This window comes from Flavobacteriales bacterium (genome assembly GCA_016716605.1).
In the GTDB taxonomy this organism is placed as follows: Bacteria; Bacteroidota; Bacteroidia; order Flavobacteriales_F; family PHOS-HE28; genus PHOS-HE28.
In genome coordinates this window covers 1173535-1190776 of sequence record JADJWA010000001.1, presented here as the reverse complement: position 1 = coordinate 1190776, position 17242 = coordinate 1173535, and the positions used below count along the sequence as shown (strand labels likewise).

General features: G+C 62.1%; 18 protein-coding genes and 1 pseudogene. 12 read left to right on the top strand and 7 right to left on the bottom strand.

Going from position 1 to position 17242, the window contains the following annotated elements; translation table 11 throughout:
- Positions 1 to 247: 247 nt before the first annotated feature.
- Positions 248 to 847 carry a heme-binding protein gene (locus tag IPM12_04715; GenBank protein ID MBK9147110.1) on the top strand — a complete coding sequence of 200 codons (600 nt, stop codon included), beginning with the start codon at positions 248 to 250 and terminating at the stop codon, positions 845 to 847.
- Between the two features lie 4 nt (positions 848 to 851).
- On the opposite strand, the gene IPM12_04710 is transcribed toward IPM12_04715, so the two are convergent.
- Positions 852 to 2315, bottom strand: coding sequence for a beta-lactamase family protein (locus IPM12_04710; GenBank protein MBK9147109.1), 1464 nt, complete (start codon positions 2313 to 2315; stop codon positions 852 to 854).
- 102 nt (positions 2316 to 2417) lie between these two features.
- On the opposite strand from IPM12_04710, the gene IPM12_04705 reads away from it, so the two are divergent.
- The 3 genes from IPM12_04705 (at position 2418) to IPM12_04695 (ending at position 5655) form a co-directional block, all read left to right on the top strand.
- Complete coding sequence (locus tag IPM12_04705) at positions 2418 to 3569, top strand: T9SS type A sorting domain-containing protein (GenBank protein ID MBK9147108.1); 1152 nt, start codon at positions 2418 to 2420, stop codon at positions 3567 to 3569.
- Positions 3570 to 3847: 278 nt separating this feature from the next.
- Positions 3848 to 4546 carry a hypothetical protein gene (locus IPM12_04700; GenBank protein MBK9147107.1) on the top strand — a complete coding sequence of 233 codons (699 nt, stop codon included), beginning with the start codon at positions 3848 to 3850 and terminating at the stop codon, positions 4544 to 4546.
- 203 nt (positions 4547 to 4749) lie between these two features.
- A complete protein-coding gene (locus tag IPM12_04695) occupies positions 4750 to 5655 on the top strand; it encodes an SH3 domain-containing protein (protein ID MBK9147106.1) in 906 nt (301 codons plus the stop codon).
- Between the two features lie 102 nt (positions 5656 to 5757).
- Here IPM12_04695 and IPM12_04690 read toward each other — a convergent pair whose 3' ends face one another.
- Entirely contained in the window at positions 5758 to 7269 is a 1512-nt protein-coding gene (locus tag IPM12_04690) for a hypothetical protein (protein ID MBK9147105.1), read from the bottom strand.
- Positions 7270 to 7571: 302 nt separating this feature from the next.
- Here IPM12_04690 and IPM12_04685 point away from each other — a divergent pair, with 302 nt between their 5' ends.
- From IPM12_04685 to IPM12_04675, 3 genes are all read left to right on the top strand, one after another.
- A complete protein-coding gene (locus IPM12_04685) occupies positions 7572 to 8108 on the top strand; it encodes a dihydrofolate reductase (GenBank protein MBK9147104.1) in 537 nt (178 codons plus the stop codon).
- Between the two features lie 42 nt (positions 8109 to 8150).
- Positions 8151 to 8633 carry a DNA-binding response regulator gene (locus IPM12_04680; GenBank protein ID MBK9147103.1) on the top strand — a complete coding sequence of 161 codons (483 nt, stop codon included), beginning with the start codon at positions 8151 to 8153 and terminating at the stop codon, positions 8631 to 8633.
- 109 nt (positions 8634 to 8742) lie between these two features.
- A complete protein-coding gene (locus IPM12_04675; protein MBK9147102.1) occupies positions 8743 to 9282 on the top strand; it encodes a DUF4199 domain-containing protein in 540 nt (179 codons plus the stop codon).
- Between the two features lie 34 nt (positions 9283 to 9316).
- On the opposite strand, the pseudogene lpxD reads toward IPM12_04675, so the two are convergent.
- A pseudogene (gene lpxD / locus IPM12_04670) lies at positions 9317 to 10343 on the bottom strand (UDP-3-O-(3-hydroxymyristoyl)glucosamine N-acyltransferase).
- Positions 10344 to 10615: 272 nt separating this feature from the next.
- Between lpxD and IPM12_04665 the strand changes: the two are divergent.
- A complete protein-coding gene (locus IPM12_04665) occupies positions 10616 to 10936 on the top strand; it encodes a hypothetical protein (GenBank protein MBK9147101.1) in 321 nt (106 codons plus the stop codon).
- Between the two features lie 289 nt (positions 10937 to 11225).
- On the opposite strand, the gene IPM12_04660 is transcribed toward IPM12_04665, so the two are convergent.
- Positions 11226 to 12335, bottom strand: coding sequence for a hypothetical protein (locus IPM12_04660; GenBank protein MBK9147100.1), 1110 nt, complete (start codon positions 12333 to 12335; stop codon positions 11226 to 11228).
- 243 nt (positions 12336 to 12578) lie between these two features.
- Here IPM12_04660 and IPM12_04655 point away from each other — a divergent pair, with 243 nt between their 5' ends.
- On the top strand, positions 12579 to 12752 hold the full coding sequence (locus IPM12_04655) for a hypothetical protein (protein MBK9147099.1): 174 nt from the start codon (positions 12579 to 12581) through the stop codon (positions 12750 to 12752).
- A 24-nt stretch (positions 12753 to 12776) separates the two neighbouring features.
- Here the strand turns inward: IPM12_04655 and IPM12_04650 are convergent, their stop codons facing one another.
- Positions 12777 to 13199, bottom strand: a complete 423-nt coding sequence (locus tag IPM12_04650) for a DUF1801 domain-containing protein (protein MBK9147098.1) — start codon at positions 13197 to 13199, stop codon at positions 12777 to 12779.
- A 329-nt stretch (positions 13200 to 13528) separates the two neighbouring features.
- On the opposite strand from IPM12_04650, the gene IPM12_04645 reads away from it, so the two are divergent.
- The gene (locus tag IPM12_04645) at positions 13529 to 14476 is read left to right on the top strand and encodes a prolyl oligopeptidase family serine peptidase (protein MBK9147097.1); all 948 of its coding nucleotides are present in this window, start codon (positions 13529 to 13531) and stop codon (positions 14474 to 14476) included.
- A gap of 227 nt (positions 14477 to 14703) precedes the next feature.
- Here IPM12_04645 and IPM12_04640 read toward each other — a convergent pair whose 3' ends face one another.
- Both IPM12_04640 and IPM12_04635 read right to left on the bottom strand, forming a co-directional pair.
- Positions 14704 to 15804, bottom strand: a complete 1101-nt coding sequence (locus IPM12_04640) for a Fic family protein (GenBank protein ID MBK9147096.1) — start codon at positions 15802 to 15804, stop codon at positions 14704 to 14706.
- Positions 15805 to 15989: 185 nt separating this feature from the next.
- Positions 15990 to 16238, bottom strand: coding sequence for a hypothetical protein (locus tag IPM12_04635; protein ID MBK9147095.1), 249 nt, complete (start codon positions 16236 to 16238; stop codon positions 15990 to 15992).
- A gap of 141 nt (positions 16239 to 16379) precedes the next feature.
- On the opposite strand from IPM12_04635, the gene IPM12_04630 reads away from it, so the two are divergent.
- Positions 16380 to 16586: a hypothetical protein gene (locus IPM12_04630; GenBank protein MBK9147094.1), complete on the top strand. Its 207-nt coding sequence runs from the start codon at positions 16380 to 16382 to the stop codon at positions 16584 to 16586.
- Positions 16583 to 17023 (top strand): hypothetical protein, encoded by a 441-nt coding sequence (locus tag IPM12_04625; protein ID MBK9147093.1) that lies wholly within the window; start codon positions 16583 to 16585, stop codon positions 17021 to 17023. The genes IPM12_04630 and IPM12_04625 overlap by 4 nt, the downstream gene beginning before the upstream one ends.
- Positions 17024 to 17242: the final 219 nt, after the last annotated feature.

Sequence of the window (17242 nt, the reverse complement as noted above, 5' to 3'; positions counted from 1 at the left end):
TCTAACAGGGCAAGTTGGAAATGCAGTCGGACCGTTTCAAGGTATCTGGGTAGGTTGCCGCTCCTTCTTTCGCCGTTGCGCCATCCGTGACCAGCGCGCCTCCTTTGCGCTCTGGAGCACTTCGTCGCTCCAATTCCGCCATGGTCTTGCAAAGCTCCGGCCTTAAGGCGGCGTAACAGATCTGTTGCTCGAAGCGGGCGACCGAGTGAACCCTTACGCTCCCCTGTTGTTCCATTGTCCAACGCGGATGAAGCGCAAAGCCATGTACATACTGATCGGCCTGATCATCGCCTTCGTAGGCGTTCAAGCCTACACCACGATGAGCACCCAAGGCACCCCCCAGCAGCCCTACACGGTGCTGAAGACCATCGGGGATCTGGAAGTGCGCCGGTATCCGGAGGCGCTAACGGCCTCGGTTTTGAAGCCTGGCACTACCTACAAGGAAGTGTCCAGCTCCGGCTTCCGCAGCCTGGCGGGCTACATCTTCGGCGGGAACACCGAGGAGAAGAAGATCGCCATGACGGCACCGGTGCACATGGAGATGGGCGCTGATAGTTCTCGGATGCGATTCGTGATGCCGGAAGGACTGACCATGGACAGCCTGCCGACCCCCAATGACCCCAGCGTGAAGTTGGAGCGTGTGCCGGAGGAAGTGCTTGCGGTGCTGCGGTTCGGTGGGTTCTCCAACGATGAGAAGATCGCGGAGCACGCGGATGAGCTGCTTCAGCAAGTGAAGGCGGCTGGGCTCGAACCCATGGGCCCTGTGCGTTTCATGGGCTATGATCCACCTTGGCAACTGGTGGCGCGCAGGAATGAGGTGGTGGTTGCGGTCCGGTGGGTCGACTGATCAGCTACCAAGCGCCCCACATCCGAGCGAGGTTCCCACCGGGCCCCATGCAACGCACCAGGTATGTTCCCGCAGGAACCGTGCGACCAGTGCCGGGAGCCATCTCGAAGCGTGCGATCACGCGACCGGTCACATCATGCAAGGACGCCACGATGTTGGTGGTACCGGTCCAACTGATACGATCGCCGGAGAGGAGGAGCGCGTTGGTGGCATCGGCATGCGGCACGTTTGCGGACAGGCTGCAGGCGGGCACTGCATACTGGAGCAATGCCGCGTAAACGTCTTCCTCCACGCCATAGAACGCGCTGGTACTTCCGAACTGATAGGCGTTGCCCGGCGTGTAGCCGTTGGTGATGAACACGAGGCCGAAGCCCGTGGCGGGATCCACATACAGGTCGCTGATCAGGCCATATGCTTCGCCCGCATGACCGAACATGGCGAGCCCGGGGAATACGACATCACCGCCGCTCTGCGCGGTGATGCGATGCACACCCAGCCCCCATGAGCGGAAGAGCCCGTAGTAGTTATCGCCGTTGCTGCCGTTCCAAGTCCATTCATCGCCGAGCATCAGCGCCACGGTGCCGGGTTGCAGCAATGAAGTACCATCATAGGTGCCTTCGTTGTTCAGCAGGATCGCGAAGCGCGCCATTTCCAATGCGCTTATGCGCAAGCCACCCTGCGGTGCGAAGAACAGTCCGTTGGAGCCGATCACATACTGGCTCAGATCCGGCGCGGGCGGCATCACGCCGTTGAAGTTGTCGGCCTGGGGTGTGCTATTGCGGTACAGCACGGCGAGGTCATCCACGCTGTTCAGGTCCTGCACATTGTAACCGCCGTTGATACCAAGTGGCAACAGCACTTGCTGGCGCATGTACACGTCGAAGCGTTGCCCGCTCAGGGCCTCAATGAGCGTGCCCACGATGCCGTAGTTGGCGTTGCTGTATGTGAAGTAGGTGCCGGGTTGTTCGGTGCGCCATAGGTTGGCCGTGTACCAGTCGCCACCGGGCAGGGCCAGTTCGCTGATCGGGGGTGGCGGTGCGGTGCTGTAGGTGGCGTTGAGGAAATCGGCGTAACCGGTGCCGTCCTGGAAGCTGCTCGTGTGGCTCAGCAGCATGCGGTAGGTGATGGGCACAGTGGGGAAGGCGGGATTGCGGAAGCTGAAGCCCAGCGCGGTGCTCACATCGTCGTCCAACCCGAAGAGCCCTTGCTCGTGCAGCCGCATGAGGCCGATAGCGGCGACCAGCTTGCTGATGCTGGCGATGCGGTAGCGCGTGCTGTCCGTCACGTTGATATTCAAAGCGACGTTGCTCTTGCCGGTGTGTACCACGTCCTGCACGCCCGTGCCGCAGGTGGTGACCACGCTCATGCCGATGAGCCCATTGGCGGTGGCGACGTTCTGCAGTTGTTGCTGCAGGTTCTGCGCGAACCCGGCAACGGGGAGCAGCAGCAAGGTGGCGAGGAGGCGCATCAGGCCGAAAGTAATTGCTGTCCCCGGTGCGTTCGCTTTCGAAGAGCGATGAACCCTTCGTGCGGGGGCAGCGCTCCGTACTTTGCGTCGCCCAACCATCGCATGCGTTACTTCGGGTCTTTCGTCCTGCTTCTCGCGAGTGCTGCACTGCGGGCTCAATCCTATGTTCCGGGTCAGACCTACTTCAGCGCGAACGGCCATATTGAATACCGCTGCGGAGACCTTCCGTTGGTGATCTCCGTTCCGCACGGTGGTGCGTTGGCCCCGGCCGACATACCGGACCGCACCTGTAACAGCGCGGTGTACGATGTGGACGCCAACACCGTGGAGCTCGGTGATGCCATCGATTCGGTATTCGCCGTTACGGGCGGGTGCCGGCCACATGTGGTGATCAACCACCTCGCGCGGCGGAAGCTGGATGCGAACCGCAACCTCGCTGACGGCGCGTGCGGTGACCCCCAGGCTGCGCTGGCGTGGCAGGCTTTCCATGCCTTCATCGATAGTGCGAAGGCCCGCGTTTCGGCCACCGCCGCCAAAGGGTTCTACCTGGACCTGCACGGCCACGGGCACACGGTGCAGCGCTTGGAGCTGGGTTACCTTCTCTATGAAGATGAACTGGCGCTCTCGGACGCCACGTTGAACACCTCCACCTACATCGACTACAGCAGCATCCGCACACTCGCGCTGCAAAACCAGCTGGCTCTCACCCATGCGGAGCTGTTGCGCGGACCTCTGGCCTTGGGTACGCGGTTGGCCAGCATGGGCTATCCTTCCGTTCCCAGCCAGCCCGATCCTTTCCCTCAGCAGGGGCAGCCCTATTTCAGCGGAGGCTACAACACGGCGCGGCACGGCAGTTACAATGGCGGCGCGATCGATGGAGTGCAGGTGGAGTGCAACTTCATTGGCGTGCGCGACAGTCCGATGAACCGCGCGCGTTTCGCCGACTCGCTGCGGGTGGCGATCAGCACCTTCCTCACCGATCACTATTTCACGCAGCCGACGAACTGCACGGTAGGTCTCGCGCCAGAGGCTCAGGGAACCACGACCTTGGTGTGGCCGAATCCGGCGGAGGATATCGTGCACGTGGAAGTCCGTGGCAGGGCTGGTGGCGATGCCGTCCGCATCATCGATGCATGTGGCCGCACGCAACTCAATGGAACCACCGGAACGCCCATGGATGTGCGGTCGCTGCCTTCTGGGATCTATTTTATCAAGGTTGGGCCGGGTGAAACGGCCGCGTTCATCAAGCAGTGATCGCGGCCATCGGCGATGGAATGTGGTACTATCGGCTGCATTATGCTCCACCGAACTTCAGCATCCTTGAGCGGCTTGGACCACCGCAGGATGTCCACCCCAAACCTCCGCCGGGTCTGTGCGCTGCTCGCGAGGCGGTCACTGCGAGGCTTTGCGAAGCGATGAGGGGACGACCCTTCGGCTCGCTGATTCGCGGGGCTTCGGCTTATGGCCTCGCAGTGACCGCCGTGATCCCGCATCTCGCTCCACCGGGGAACACCCGTTCTTAGCTTTCGATCATGCGATGCGCGACAACCTTGTCCTTGTTCATGCTGCTCACGGGTTCACTGATCGCCCAGGATGACCATGTCTTTCCCGACACGCTCTACTTCTGCGCTCCGGTTGATGTGCAGCAGGTGACCGACCTGGACCGCCTTGGGACCGTGGTGGCGGAATTGCCGGAAGTCCACGCGAAGCTCGTTGAAATGACGGGCGCCTGGTACGGTAGGCGCTATGCGATCGCAGTGGAACAGGATGGTGGCTACGCTGTCCATCCTGTTCTCATGGATGGTGCCGTGAACGAGGTCCAGGCCGTCACGGCCGACATCCTCGGCAACGGCCACTTGCAGGTGGTGCTGCGCACGATGCACTACGTCGGTCACACCGGTTGGGAGCACGCCATCCACGAGCGGGATCGGGCCATCACCGTGTGGGACCTGCAAGCGGGGCGCTGCCTGTTGCGGTTGGTGCATGGCCAAAGCCGCGAGGCATGGACCAACACCTTCGGGTCCGGCAACGATTCATTGCCATACGACCAGCGCACCATCGTCGCCAGTGATGGGGAGCGTTCGTGTGCCCACCATGAGGTCAGCTTCACCACAGGCACATTCACCCTGACCCCGCAGCCCACCTGTCCCGATGGCATCCCTTCGGAAGGGGTCGAACTCGGCGGCGCCGTGCGCTATCAGCTTTTCGATGGCGGCTGGGTGAAGCAGTGATCGGCACGGACCCGAGTGCCAGAAACGTTCCCCGCTGGTGGGTCCAGCATGCGCACCGTACGGATCATGCGTTGGGTGGGAACACTTGCGACATGAGGGCGGCTTGCCCCGGGAAAGTGCGAGCTTTGGTGAGGTATGTGCTTGACCTCCGACGCCATCGGCAAGAGCTGCGTCGAACTGCGATAGCTGGACCAATGGACCATATGCGCCTTTCACTCCTCTTGCTGGCCCTGATACCCTTCGGCCTCACAGCACAGGAACGGGACTGGGCCTTCGTACACCACACGCCGCGGAGCCAGTACATGTTTCCGCAGGAAGCCTCACCGGTGTATGTGCTGCGCGGTGCTTCCGCACTGCGTTCCGCGCCATCTACGAATGCACCCCTCATCGTGTCGCTGGCTCCGGGCCGGAGCGTGATCGTGGAGCAAATCGGCACGGACACGCTGGTGGTGGATGGCGTGCGCAGCAATTGGTACCGGGTTACGACCGGCGAACGCAACGGCTGGATCTGGGGCGGCAACTTGACGGAGCAAGCGTTCGGCGGCACTGCGGACCCGTCGGTGAAGTTCTTCGCTGGCCTCGATCATGTGGTGCCGCCGGACACTTCGCGCATCGATGTCTCCTTCCGCCTTGTAGCGGTGAAGGATGGTGAGGAGATCGACCGGATCGTGGTGCGATCACCCGCATGGAGCTTCGAAGCGGTGCGCAACGCAGGCAACCTCGGTCTCCGGAACGTGGACGATGTGATCCTTCTGGACGTGCCCTGCATCGGCGGCTGCGGCTGCACCACGGGTATGGTGGTGGTGTTCTGGAGCGGCGGCCGTTTCCACCACGTGGCCGATCTGCTCGGTTCGCCCGACGGGGACTACAGCACGGACGAGAACTTCATCTTCCCCTCGGACATCGAAGGCCTGCCGGGCGTGATCATCCGCGAGACGAGCAATTACTTGGATCCCGACGAGGAGAAAGGGGAGCGGGAAGAAGAGGATGAGGGCCCGACGATCACGCGCACGTTGGTTCGTGAATACCTGCGCTGGGACGGAAGCGCCCTGATCCCTTCTGGGAAGGCCACGGAGCGCACGAGCTATAGGCTGCCGGTGGGCCATTGAGCCCTGCGGCCTCTGGAGCAGCGGGGCCTTGCTATTCGTCCTGCACGCCCACCGACCGGATCCCGCATGCGCTGCCGGTCCGTCCGCTGACAGGGGGCGCGTTCACTGCTCCAGCGTCATCTTCCGCGCGCTGCTGCCATCGCTGTAGCGCACGATCCGCAGGCCGTTGTACAGAGCATTCACCTGTTGCCCCAGCACATTGTAGCGGCCCGTTTCCACCTTGCTGGCTGATCGCTCCAACTGGGGCACACCGGTCACCAGCTCGGTGCCGTACTTCACCAGGAACGCATCGCCATCACCGGCGGAGACGAGCAGTTCGGTTCCCACCAGCATCGATCCCAGAAAGGCGCCGGTGGCATAGCAATTCCCATTGGGGTGGGTGGCGAGTCCGAAGCCGTGGTTGTTGGAGGAGCCACCGATCCGGGTCGCCCACAGGAAGCTCCCTGCCGGGTCCAGTTTGGTCAAGAAGACGTCCACCCCGCCATCACTGGTGAGACTGAAACCACCGACATTGGTGCTGCCGGAGAAATCGCCGATGACGTATGGGTTCCCGTTGCTGTCCACGATGACCTCCCACCCCAGCTCCGATGAGGCGCCTCCCATCTTATAGGCCCATTGGACGACACCGGCGGTGTTGAATTTGGCGATGTACGCATCGGCGAAGAGGTTGCCGTTCGCCACGAGCGAGAATCCTCCGATCTGGAGCTGATCATCGAAGCTTCCGACCATGTACGTGTTGCCGGCCGCATCGGCAGCCAAGCCCCATGCGTTCGCGATATTGGTGGAAGTGACGGGGCTCTGTGCCCACTGGTCCACGCCCGCCGCGTCGTATTTGACCAGGAAGATGCTATAGCCGGTTCCAATGGTGAAGGTATTCATACCGGCATCCACGGTCCCGGTGGCGGTGCCCGTTACGTAACAATTGCCCATGGCATCCACCGCGAGAGCGCGACCATAAGATCCACCCGTGGCGGCGAGCACACGGGTCCAGAGCGGTGTACCATCCGGATCCAACTTCACCAGGAACGCGTCGGTGGAATTACTGGTGAAGGAATCTCCGGCCACCGTGAGGTTCTGGTTGAAGTAGCCCGTCACGAGTATGTTCCCATCGGCGTCCAGCCCGATGTCCTGTGGAACATCCTCGAGCGTGCCGCCGAAAGCGGAGAACCACTGGACGTCACCATTGGCGTCAAGCTTGATGACGCAGACATCCCGCGAGTCGTTGTTGCTCGTGTAGGTCGTGCCATCCACCGTGATCTGGACCGACCACCGTGCCAGCACGAAGCTGTTCCCCTGCTCATCCACCGCGATCTTGTGCGCGAGATCATCCACCACCCAACCGAATCCACGCACCCAGATCCCGTTGCCCTGTTCATCATGCTTCGCCACGAAGACATCGTTGTTGCCAGCGCTGGTGATGGTCTGGGAGCCGACGGTGGTGGTGCCCGAGAACAGGCCGCAGGTATAGGCGTTGCCCAAGGCATCGACGCCCACGCCCCTGGAATTGGTCTCCGTTGGGTCTCCGAACCGGGTGGCGAATCCGATGGGCGGGACTTGGGCGCTGGCGCTCACCGAGAGCAGCAGGGCTGTCGCGAAGGCGTAGAGGTTCTTCATCCTGTTGGTGGTAATGCGAACGAAGATAGAAGCTTACCTACTTGGTCATCCTTGTTCGGAAGCGTGCAGCGTGCGCGGCCTTCTCCGTTCGCGAGGCCGATGACGGCGACAGTAGGAGCCGCCCTCCAGTGAGACCTTTCGTCCAGTGCGATACGCGGCGCACTTCATCAGGGTGCAATGTGACTCGTCCTGAACTGGGTGTCCGACGAACCTCCTCGGGTTTGTCCGCTGCTCGCGAGCAGAGGCCCCTGCAGCTCGTAACTCGGTTGCCCGACCGCGATGCGTTCGATTATTTTGGGTCCATGCAGCCCGTTTGTTCCGTCTTCTGCGGCGTCAGCCTCGATGGCTTCATCGCCCGACTCGATGGCACACTTGATTTCCTGGAAGGGGACGGCACCGCCGATATGGCCGATCACGGCTACGAGGCCTTCATCGGCGGCATCGATGCCATCGTGATGGGCCGCCACACCTTCGAGGTGGTGCTAGGCTTCGGGCAGTGGCCCTACGCGAAGAAGGTCTTCGTGCTCAGCACCGGAAACGCGGACCTCTCAGTTGCTCGGCAGCGCGGCGCCGATGTGGAGCTGCTGAACGCAACTCCCGAGGTGGTGATGCACCAGCTGGCCGCGCGGGGCTACAAGCACCTATACATCGACGGCGGTGGCACCGTGCAGCGCTTCCTGCGCTCTGGTCTAATCAATCGGCTCATCATCACGCACGTGCCCGTGCTCATCGGCCAGGGCATCCCGCTCTTCGGTCAATTGGAGAAGGACATCCGCTGGAAGTTGGTTGCCAGCCGGAGCTTCCCGGGCGGATTGGTGCAGAGCGAGTACGCCCGGTAGCAGCGCGCGCTGCCTTCCGCCACGATCCCGAACTTCGGCCCGATGGCCAAGACAGCTGACTTGCGCAGATCCGGTTTCTGGACCACCGTGGTGCTCTATGGCTTGGCACTGGCCGGGCTTGTCTTCTTCCTGAAGTACATCGAGTACCGCTTCTGGGTCCGCGACCTGCGGATGGAGGTGTACGTGGGCGTGGTGGCCGTGCTGTTCACGGCCCTGGGCATCTGGGTGGGCAAGAAGCTGCTCGAGGGCCGGCAAGTGGTTGCGCCGTTGACCGCGCCACCATCCCCTACCGCTCCTCCCCCAGGACCGAATCAGGCGGCCATCGCAGACCTGGGCATCAGCGGGCGCGAATTGGAAGTGCTTGGGCTCATGGCCAAGGGCTACTCCAACCAGGAGATCGCCGATCAGCTCTTCATCTCCCTGCCCACGGTGAAGTCGCACTCCTCGAACCTCTTCGTGAAGCTGGATGTGGGCAGGCGCACCCAGGCCGTGCACAAAGCCAAAGAGCTCGGCATTCTGCCATGAACCGGTCAGACCGAAGTATGGATCTTCGCCTCAACCAGCCGGATTCATACCAAAGGATGAGGGCAGGACGCCGCTGCCAGCCGTGCTTCGCAGCCACAACACCCAACCCATGAACAAGACAGTCCTCACCTACGGGATCATCGCCGGACTCATCGTAACGGTCATGATGTGGCTCACCCTCGGCAGCGGCGAGCACGACTTCGACAACGGGCTCTGGATCGGCTACACCACCATGGTCGTGGCCTTCAGCACCATCTTCTTCGCCGTGAAGACCTTCCGCGATAAGCAGAACAACGGAGCCATCGGCTTCGGCAAGGCTTTCCTGATCGGACTGTACATCACGCTCATCGCCTCCACCATGTACGTAGCCTCCTGGATGGTGCTCAGCGCTACCACCGGACAGGAATTCATGACCGAGTACTATGAGCATGAGAAGGCCAAGATGGAGAGCAGCGGCATGCCCGCTCCGGAAGTGGAGGCCAAGCTGAAGGAGATGGACGAGATGATGGAGCTGTACAACAACAATCCCGTGTTCAAGGCCGGGATCACCTACACGGAGATCCTGCCCGTGGGGCTGTTGATCAGCCTGGTGAGCGCGGCTTTCCTGAAGCGCCGCGGCCCTAGGGCGACCGATCCGGTTCAGCCTTAGGCGCGGTCCCGTCGGCGGTGATGGGGCGGATGGATCAAGCCTGCCCCTTAGCCTGCTTCTCCAGCTTGTCCACGCGCTCCACGAGCTTTTCCAGGTTGCGGAAGTGGATGTAGCTCTTGCGGTACTTCTGCACCTCGAAGGCCGGTGAGCCCATATAGGCCTCGCCCGCCTTGGTATCCTTGCTGATGCCGCTCTGCGCTGCGATGATGGTGCCGTCAGCGATCTTCAGATGGCCGATGATCCCCACCTGCCCGCTGAACATGCAGTTCTTGCCGATCCGGGTGCTGCCCGCCACCACGCCGCCCGCCGCGTAGTAGGTATTCTCCCCCACCTCCACGTTGTGGGCGATGTGGATGAGGTTGTCGAACTTGACGCCCTTGCGCAGGATCGTGCTGCCCAAGGTGGCACGGTCGATGGCGCAGTTGGCGCCGATCTCCACATCGTCCTCGATCACCACGTTGCCGATCTGCGGGATCTTGGCGCCGCCATCAGGCCCGGTCGCGAACCGGAACCCGTCGCTGCCGATCACCGTGCCGCTGTGGATGATGCACCGCGCGCCCACGACGCAATCGGAATAGATGGTCACGTTGGCGAATACCGTGGTGTTGTCGCCGATCACCGCATTGTCGCCGATGTACGCATGCGGATAGATTCTCACGTTGCTGCCGATCCGCGCATTCTCGCCGATGAAGGCCAGCGCCCCGATGTAGCAGTCCGTGCCGTGCGTGGCGCCATTGCTGATCACGGCCTGCGGCGAAACGCCCTTCTTGTCGAGCTTGATGGTGTTGTACATCTCCAGCACCTTGGCGAAGGCGCCTTGCGCATCGGCCACGCGCACCAGGGTGGCCTTCACCGGCGCGGTGAGCTCGAAGCTGTTACCGATGATCACCACGCTGGCGGTGGTGGTGTACACGTACTGCGTGTAGGCCGGGTTCGCCAGGAAAGAGAAGCGAGCCCTCGCCGCCCTCCTCGATCTTCGAGAGCCGCGATACGGTGGCGCCGGCATCGCCTTCAACGGTGCCCTGGAGGAGCTGCGCGATCTGCGCGGCGGTGAACTGCATGTGCAAGGTGTTATGGCGGCAATGTATCGTGCTTCGGCCGGTGCCAACCCGGCCGCGGGGAAAGCAGCAGCCGACAAGGCGCGTACCGCTTGCCGTGGCGCCAGTCCTGCTTATGGCCGCGGCGGCTTGTTCGGACCAATGCCTCCACGATGCACCTCATCGCCAGGATGAAGCCGGACCCAAGGACAGCCCGCCGATGAAACGTTAAAGACGCACATCGTGTGACCAGCGGGGTCGAGCGCGCCATAACCTCGATGCTTCAACCCGATCGCATGCGCACGAAATGCCTGGTGATGCTGACCCTTGTCGCTTCGTTCTTCGTGAGCTCGTTCCATGGGATCGCGCCTGGACCGGCCGAATTCGGTGATGATGCACTTCAGATCGTGCAGCGCACCTGCGCGCTCGAGGTGGTGATGGCGGAATTGACCGTTCTGCAGTTAGAAGCGCCCCGCCGCGATGGATTCGACAGTGCCGCACCGCCCCCCGTGCGAAACGGCAATCCGATGCTGGCCTGCATGCCACCGCGCGAAAGGCCCGCGCAGGATGACAGGGCCACGACCGTGCAGCCCTCGCCGAGCACCTCAGTTCAATAAGCCCGGCACGGCGCCATCCACTACGGTGTCTTGGTCTTCACGACCGGCACCGGCAACTTGAAGCGGCCTTTGGTGAGGTCGTAGTCAAGAAGCAGTTCGCGCCACGGTTTCTTCAAGGAAGGAAGTGGCCCGCGCCGGATTCGAGCCGAGCGACACGGTGAGGCCGACGATGAGGCCGTTGCGGAGGAGGTTGAACTTGATGCGTATTTGACGCTTCCGATGGCGAGCAGCATCCGCACGAACCAGAAGAGCATGGGCTCCCACCAATAGGTCTTGGGTTCCGCCAAGGTCAGCGGCCATCCCACGGTCCGCCGCGCGTCACGTTCACGAATGTGGAGCCGTTGAAGCGGAACAGCCCGCCACTGAAACCGAACCATTTCGTGCCCTGCCGGTCTTCCAGGAATGCCTGAATGGCGAAGTTCTGCACACGGTCCGGCCGGTCGGTTTCGTTGAACAAGGTGAAGCCCGTACTGTCGAAGCGGTAGGCGCCCACACCGACCGCAGCGACCCAGATGTTCCCGGCGCGATCTACGTTCAGGTTGTACACATCGCCCGCGCTAAGGCCTTTCACGTCGGGGAACTGCGTGAACGTCTTGCCATCATAGCGGGCCACACCGCCTTCCTGTACTGGCGGAAAGTCCGAGGTGATGGACCCGAACCAGAATCGGCCTTGCGGGTCCTCCACAATGCTCGCTACGTTGTTGCTGCAGAGGCCGTCCTCCTTGGTGAAATGGGTGAACGAGCGCCCGTCGTACCGGGACGCGCCAAAGCCATCGCGCCCGAACCAGATGTTGCCTTGGCTGTCCTCGATGATCGTCCACACTTTACCGGCCACCCACTTGTGTGATGGTTCCTTGATCGCTGGGATGGGAATGTGGAAGGGCTGGAAGCGCGTGCCATCAAAACGGAAGGCGCCATCGTTGGTGCCGGCCCACAAGGTCCCATTGCGGTCCACCAGCAGAACGCAACCAGGTCCGTGCAATCCCTCGGGTGCCTTGTACGCGGTGAAGGTCTTCCCGTCGAAGCGTGTGGCGCCATCGTGCGATCCGATCCAGATGTGGCCTTGCTCGTCTTCGACGATGCTGCAGGACACCATGTCGGCGAGGCCATCCGCCGTGGTGAAGTAGCGGAGGCGTTCATCTGGAGCAACCGATGCATCGGCATTGTAGCGGACCACACCATCGCCCACGGTGCCGAACCACAGGTTGCCCTGGCTGTCCTGCAAGGCCTCAACGATGTAGTCGGAGATCTGGGCGGTGTCCAGCGTTGTGATCGAGGCCACAGTGAGAGTATCAGTTCTGCCGGTCGCACCTTGTGTACCAGCCTGCCCGTTGCAGGAGGCGAGGCCCACCACGGATGACCACAGGGCGAAGGCATGGGTGATGCGGCGGTGGTTCATGCGGGACAAAGTAGCTCGGTGCGATCGCGTCCTGCGGAACGATACCCCCAATGATCGCAAAGCGCATGGGTTTCCGCCGCACGAGAACAGGGCCCTTGATGCCACGCGCCATCCAGCATCTCGGCCACCTGCTTCGGTTACACGAGCAATTGTTCTCCGCCGCTTCTCTCGCACCGTGCAAGGCGTTGCGCAACCCATCATGAGCGAATCGTTCCCGACCCCTGGCTAGTTTAGCCCGCCAACATGCAACGCCTTCGCACCATCACCATAGGCGTTCTCACGGTGCTGCTGGTAGGCCAGTACTTCTACTTCAAGCATTGGAAAGCGGAGCAGGCGCCCATGACCGCCACGGCGGAGAGCACGCGCTCGCACGCCATCGCCGTGCTGCCCTTCGTGAACAGGGGCGGCGAGTCGTAGATTCGTTACCACTGGAGGCGGCGATCACGCTCCTTGGAATTTCCGCCGGCACCCAACCCCGGTCGATTGCGAACCGTGTATCCTGATAGCAGCACCGCCGGCAAATGACTCCTCCCTCCGCTCAACCTTCTCGCCTTCACGGATGTCGATCGCGCGCCGCGTGCCACCTGTGCCGGGTGCATTGAAGAGCCCTGTGGGATCCGGCAGCGCCGCACCGTGCATGAAGGTGAGCTTCACCTTGTCCTTGTAGATCTCGCCGGTGCAGATGATGCCGCCGTGCGACCACACCGGCACACCGGCGGGGTTCGAGGGCTTCTTCCACTTCTGCTCCTCGGAGATGCCGGGATCGGCTTCGCGGATGAGAGTGCGCATGCGGGCAAGGGTGTCGTCGCGCCAATCGTTGAGGTCGGCTTTGCGTGTTGGCTTGGCGCTCTTGGCAGCTGGCATGGTAGTGAGCTTCGAGCACGAAAGTAGGAAGGGGCCAAGCGCAATTCCTGCCTCGGCTGAGCGTGCTCCCTGTTGAACGCGGTCCGCTCAATGCTACGCTCTGCGATCCTGTTCCTTGCCAGGGATCCCCGGCAAATGATGCGGAGGAGATAGTCCCGGTCCGGCACCTGGGCTTGTGCGATGCTATGGCCGCAGGCTTGCCTGCCTCCGGCAGGGTCGTCCGCTATCGCTTCGCAAGCCCTCGCGAGCAGCGGAGAGAACACTGCGGAGGTGGGAGGAGGAGACCCAACAGGGTAGAATGCGCATCTTCACCACAAACCCTGCGGATGATGCGCTCCCTTGTTCTCCTCGTTCTGGTAGGACTCGCAGCGCAACTCACGGCACAGGACGGTAAGCTCCTGGAGCGAACGCCATACACCGTTCCTGACAGTTCGATCGCCAAGTGGCGTTCGCGCATGCCCGATGTGGATACCATCCTGACGGGAGTGCGCATTTCACGCATCACCTACCTGAGCGACGGGTTGAAAGTGAATGGCTATATGGCTGTGCCCACGGGCAATGGTCCGTTCCCGAGCGTGGTCTTCTGCCGTGGTGGTAACCGGGAGATCGGCCCGCTCGACGACGGCGCCATCCTGCGTTACCTCGCCAATATGGCCAGCAGGGGCTATGTGGTGGTCGGCACCGCTTACCGTGGAAATGATGGCGGCGAAGGCAAGGAGGAATTCGGCGGAGCCGATGTGAATGATGTGCTCAACCTGCTGCCCTTGCTGGAAGAGGTGCCTGAGGCCGACACATCACGCATCGGCATCTTCGGCGGAAGTCGTGGAGGGATGATGGCCTACCTGGCCCTTGCGCGCACCACGCGTTTCAAGGCGGCTATTATCCGCTCCGGATTGTCGGACTCGTTCATGGCCTTGGCTGACCGGCCGGCCCTTGAGCAGAACGTGTACGCCCAATTGATACCGGGCTTTACCGCCAACCGCGACTCGCTGCTGCTCACCCGTTCGCCCGGGCGTTGGGCGGAACGCTTGTGCAAGACCACGCCGATCCTGATCCAAGCGGGCACCGGCGACAACCGCGTGAAGGCGGATCAGGCCATCGCCATGGCACAAGCGCTCTATGCTTGCAAGCATCCTTTCCGGATGCTTATGCTGGAAGGTGCCGACCATTACTTCACCGAGTACCGCGATGAGGTGGATCATGCTACGCGCCTGTTCCTGGATACCTATGTGCGCGATGGCAAACCTTGGCCGAGCTTGGTGCCGCACGGGGAGTGAACGTGGGCGCAGGAGACCCTGCGCGGACTCGGAGACAGGTGGGAAAGGCGGACCCCATTCCCCAGGAACAGCGTGAGGGCCACTTATTCGAGCGCTCTGCGAATGGCTTGGTGGTGACTTCGACCCAACGTTCTTCGATGTCTACAGTGTCAACAAAGAACTGCTCGCCTACAAGAAGCACTGTGGCACAACTTGAGGGAAGACCAACGAGAAAGCACAAGCGTGTGTCACGCGGGTACGAAATGCGTACTCCGTCCACCGGCGCGGCCCTTCTTCAGGATCTTTTTCTGCACCAGGTCCGCGATGTCGCGTGAGGCGGTATCCTGCGAAGTCTTCGACAGCTTGGCGTACTTGCTCGAGGTGAGGTTCCCCTCGAAGCCGTCCAGCAGCTTGTTCAGCACCTTCACTTGGCGCGGGTTCAGGATGGTCCTCGCATGCGTTTGCCAGAAGCGGTGCTTGTTCAGCACGGCGGAGAGCGTTTCTTCCGAGGACGCGATCGCGCGTTGAAGGCAGGCCATGAACCAAGCGAGCCATCCGGTCACGTCCAGGGATCCGCGTTGCGAGCGTTCCAGGATGTCGTAATAGCGTTTGCGCTCGGTGTGGATCTGCGCGCTCATGCTGTAAAAACGTTGCGGCGAACCATCGCTGCGTGCGAGCAACAGGTCGGCGATGGCGCGCGCGATACGGCCGTTGCCATCGTCGAACGGGTGCAGGGTGACGAACCAGAAGTGCGCGAGCCCTGCCTTGATCAGCGGGTCGAGCGACTTTTCGGTGTTCACCCATTTGAGGAAGGCTGTCATCTCCTTCTTCAACCGCCTGGCTACGGGTGCTTCGTAGTGAACGCGCTCCCGGCCCATCGCGCCGCTCACCACTTGCATCGGGCCGGTGGAATCGTCCCGCCATTGGCCCACGAGGATCTTGTACATGCCGCTGCGACCTGTCGGGAACAAGGCGGCATGCCAGCCGAACAACCGCTCGGCCGTGAGCTTCGCGCTGGCCTGCTGCGTGGCATCGAGCAGCATCTCCACGATACCTTCCACGTTGCGGTCCACCGGTGCTGCGCCCGAGACATCCAGCCCCAGACGGCGCGCGAGGGATGAGCGCACCTGCGCCGGATCGAGCACTTCGCCCTCGATGGCGCTGGTGCGCACCACGTCCAGGATCATGGTCTCCAGGTTCGCTTCGCTGCGCAGGTCGAAACCCACTGCCGCCATGCGGCCCAGCAAATGGCTCTGCATCTGGCGCGCCTTCGCCACGGCAGGCGCCAATGCAGCGTCGTCCCACTTGAAGGTGGGCCAGTCCTTGCGCTGGTGGATGTAGAGCGACATGGCCGTGCGGTATGCGGAGAAAGGTACGGACAATGTCCGCATATGTTGCGGAGATTAAGGACGGTATTCTCCGCAGAGGCTCACCGGGCTTGTGCGTTCCAATGGCTTCAGGGTCGTCCGCTCGTGCGTAGCGGACAGACAACTGCGCAGATGGGAGGAGGAGACCCTACACGGTGGGAGGCCTCTCACCGCGCCGAACTTCTGCCGGGCCCATGCCACTGCACCCGCAGCTCGCACCGCGTGGTGTCCCGGTGATTGACCTCCATCCGGCTCGGCAGGATCGTGCACGTGGTGGTACGGTAGCAGATGGTATCGTCGTGGATCTGCACCCAACCGCTGTCGGGCAAACCTCCCATGGTGCGCACGGCCAAGAGCAGCATGTTCCACTCCCGCGATGCCGGTTTCCAACTGTACACCTCGTATCTCGTGTTCATGTCCGGGTATTCCGCCAATACGAGATCATCCGTTCCGTTCCCGTCCAGATCCGGAACCACCGCGACGGAATGCTCACCGTGGAGAACGATGTCCGCGGGCAATACGACGTTTGACCGGGACCAGACTATCTTTGAACCACGATGACCGTACGCCGAAACACCAAGGACGAAGTGGTGATCACCCTCCCGCCCAAGATGAGGGGCGAGACCGTGCAGATCGTGCTGGACTACGTGCGCTACCTGGAACTGGCAGAAGGTTCAGCGGCGACACAAAAGCAGGCCGATGCGCTTGCTGACGAGATCAACGCGAGCTGGTGGAAGAAGAACCGCAAGCGCATTCTCGGGTGAAGGTCATCGTCGACGCGAACATCGCCGTCAGTTGTATCCTGAAGACGGACAGCCGTCTTTCCCAGTTGTATTTCGATGCCCAGCGTGTGCTACGGTTCATCGCGCCTGACTTCCTGCGCGAGGAAGTCATCGCCCGGCGCGAGAAGCTGATCAAGCTCTCCAAACAGCCTGCATCGCACGTGCTCCAACGGGAGTTCATCGTCCTTCAAGGCATCCACTTCATTGACCACGGCACCATCCGCAAGGAGCATTGGCTGCAAGCCGAACGGCTCGTGCTGGATGTTGACCTGAAGGACATCGCGTACGTGGCGCTCGCACTGCACACCGGCAGCCCCATCTGGTCCGGCGACAAGAAGCTGCGTGATGGCTTGGCGCGCAAGAAGTGGAACAACATCCTGGACGCTGACGACTTGCGAAGGTTGGTGGAGGCGATGTGAACTGGCGGTTCCAGGTGAGTTCGACCCCACACGATGCTGCTCTCAGCCATAGTGTTCCTTGCCAGGATCCCCGGCAACTGATGCCCAGGAGATAGCCCCGGTCCGGCACCGGGGCTTGTGCTGTTCCTATGGCCGCAGGCTTGCCTGCCTCTGGCAGGGCAGTCCACGATCGCTTCGCAACCCCTCGCGAGCAGCGGACAGGTCACTGCGGAGGTGGGT

What these genes read in the sequence shown, in the direction of transcription:
- IPM12_04635 (MBK9147095.1), bottom strand. Translation starts at nt 16,238, where the DNA reads ATGAACACGAGATACGAGGTGTACAGTTGGAAACCGGCATCGCGGGAG.
- IPM12_04700 (MBK9147107.1), top strand. Translation starts at nt 3,848, where the DNA reads ATGCGATGCGCGACAACCTTGTCCTTGTTCATGCTGCTCACGGGTTCA.
- IPM12_04660 (MBK9147100.1), bottom strand. Translation starts at nt 12,335, where the DNA reads ATGAACCACCGCCGCATCACCCATGCCTTCGCCCTGTGGTCATCCGTG.
- IPM12_04655 (MBK9147099.1), top strand. Translation starts at nt 12,579, where the DNA reads ATGCAACGCCTTCGCACCATCACCATAGGCGTTCTCACGGTGCTGCTG.
- IPM12_04645 (MBK9147097.1), top strand. Translation starts at nt 13,529, where the DNA reads ATGCGCTCCCTTGTTCTCCTCGTTCTGGTAGGACTCGCAGCGCAACTC.
- IPM12_04705 (MBK9147108.1), top strand. Translation starts at nt 2,418, where the DNA reads ATGCGTTACTTCGGGTCTTTCGTCCTGCTTCTCGCGAGTGCTGCACTG.
- IPM12_04680 (MBK9147103.1), top strand. Translation starts at nt 8,151, where the DNA reads ATGGCCAAGACAGCTGACTTGCGCAGATCCGGTTTCTGGACCACCGTG.
- IPM12_04685 (MBK9147104.1), top strand. Translation starts at nt 7,572, where the DNA reads ATGCAGCCCGTTTGTTCCGTCTTCTGCGGCGTCAGCCTCGATGGCTTC.
- IPM12_04690 (MBK9147105.1), bottom strand. Translation starts at nt 7,269, where the DNA reads ATGAAGAACCTCTACGCCTTCGCGACAGCCCTGCTGCTCTCGGTGAGC.
- IPM12_04695 (MBK9147106.1), top strand. Translation starts at nt 4,750, where the DNA reads ATGCGCCTTTCACTCCTCTTGCTGGCCCTGATACCCTTCGGCCTCACA.
- IPM12_04675 (MBK9147102.1), top strand. Translation starts at nt 8,743, where the DNA reads ATGAACAAGACAGTCCTCACCTACGGGATCATCGCCGGACTCATCGTA.
- IPM12_04715 (MBK9147110.1), top strand. Translation starts at nt 248, where the DNA reads ATGAAGCGCAAAGCCATGTACATACTGATCGGCCTGATCATCGCCTTC.
- IPM12_04640 (MBK9147096.1), bottom strand. Translation starts at nt 15,804, where the DNA reads ATGTCGCTCTACATCCACCAGCGCAAGGACTGGCCCACCTTCAAGTGG.
- IPM12_04650 (MBK9147098.1), bottom strand. Translation starts at nt 13,199, where the DNA reads ATGCCAGCTGCCAAGAGCGCCAAGCCAACACGCAAAGCCGACCTCAAC.
- IPM12_04630 (MBK9147094.1), top strand. Translation starts at nt 16,380, where the DNA reads ATGACCGTACGCCGAAACACCAAGGACGAAGTGGTGATCACCCTCCCG.
- IPM12_04665 (MBK9147101.1), top strand. Translation starts at nt 10,616, where the DNA reads ATGCGCACGAAATGCCTGGTGATGCTGACCCTTGTCGCTTCGTTCTTC.
- IPM12_04710 (MBK9147109.1), bottom strand. Translation starts at nt 2,315, where the DNA reads ATGCGCCTCCTCGCCACCTTGCTGCTGCTCCCCGTTGCCGGGTTCGCG.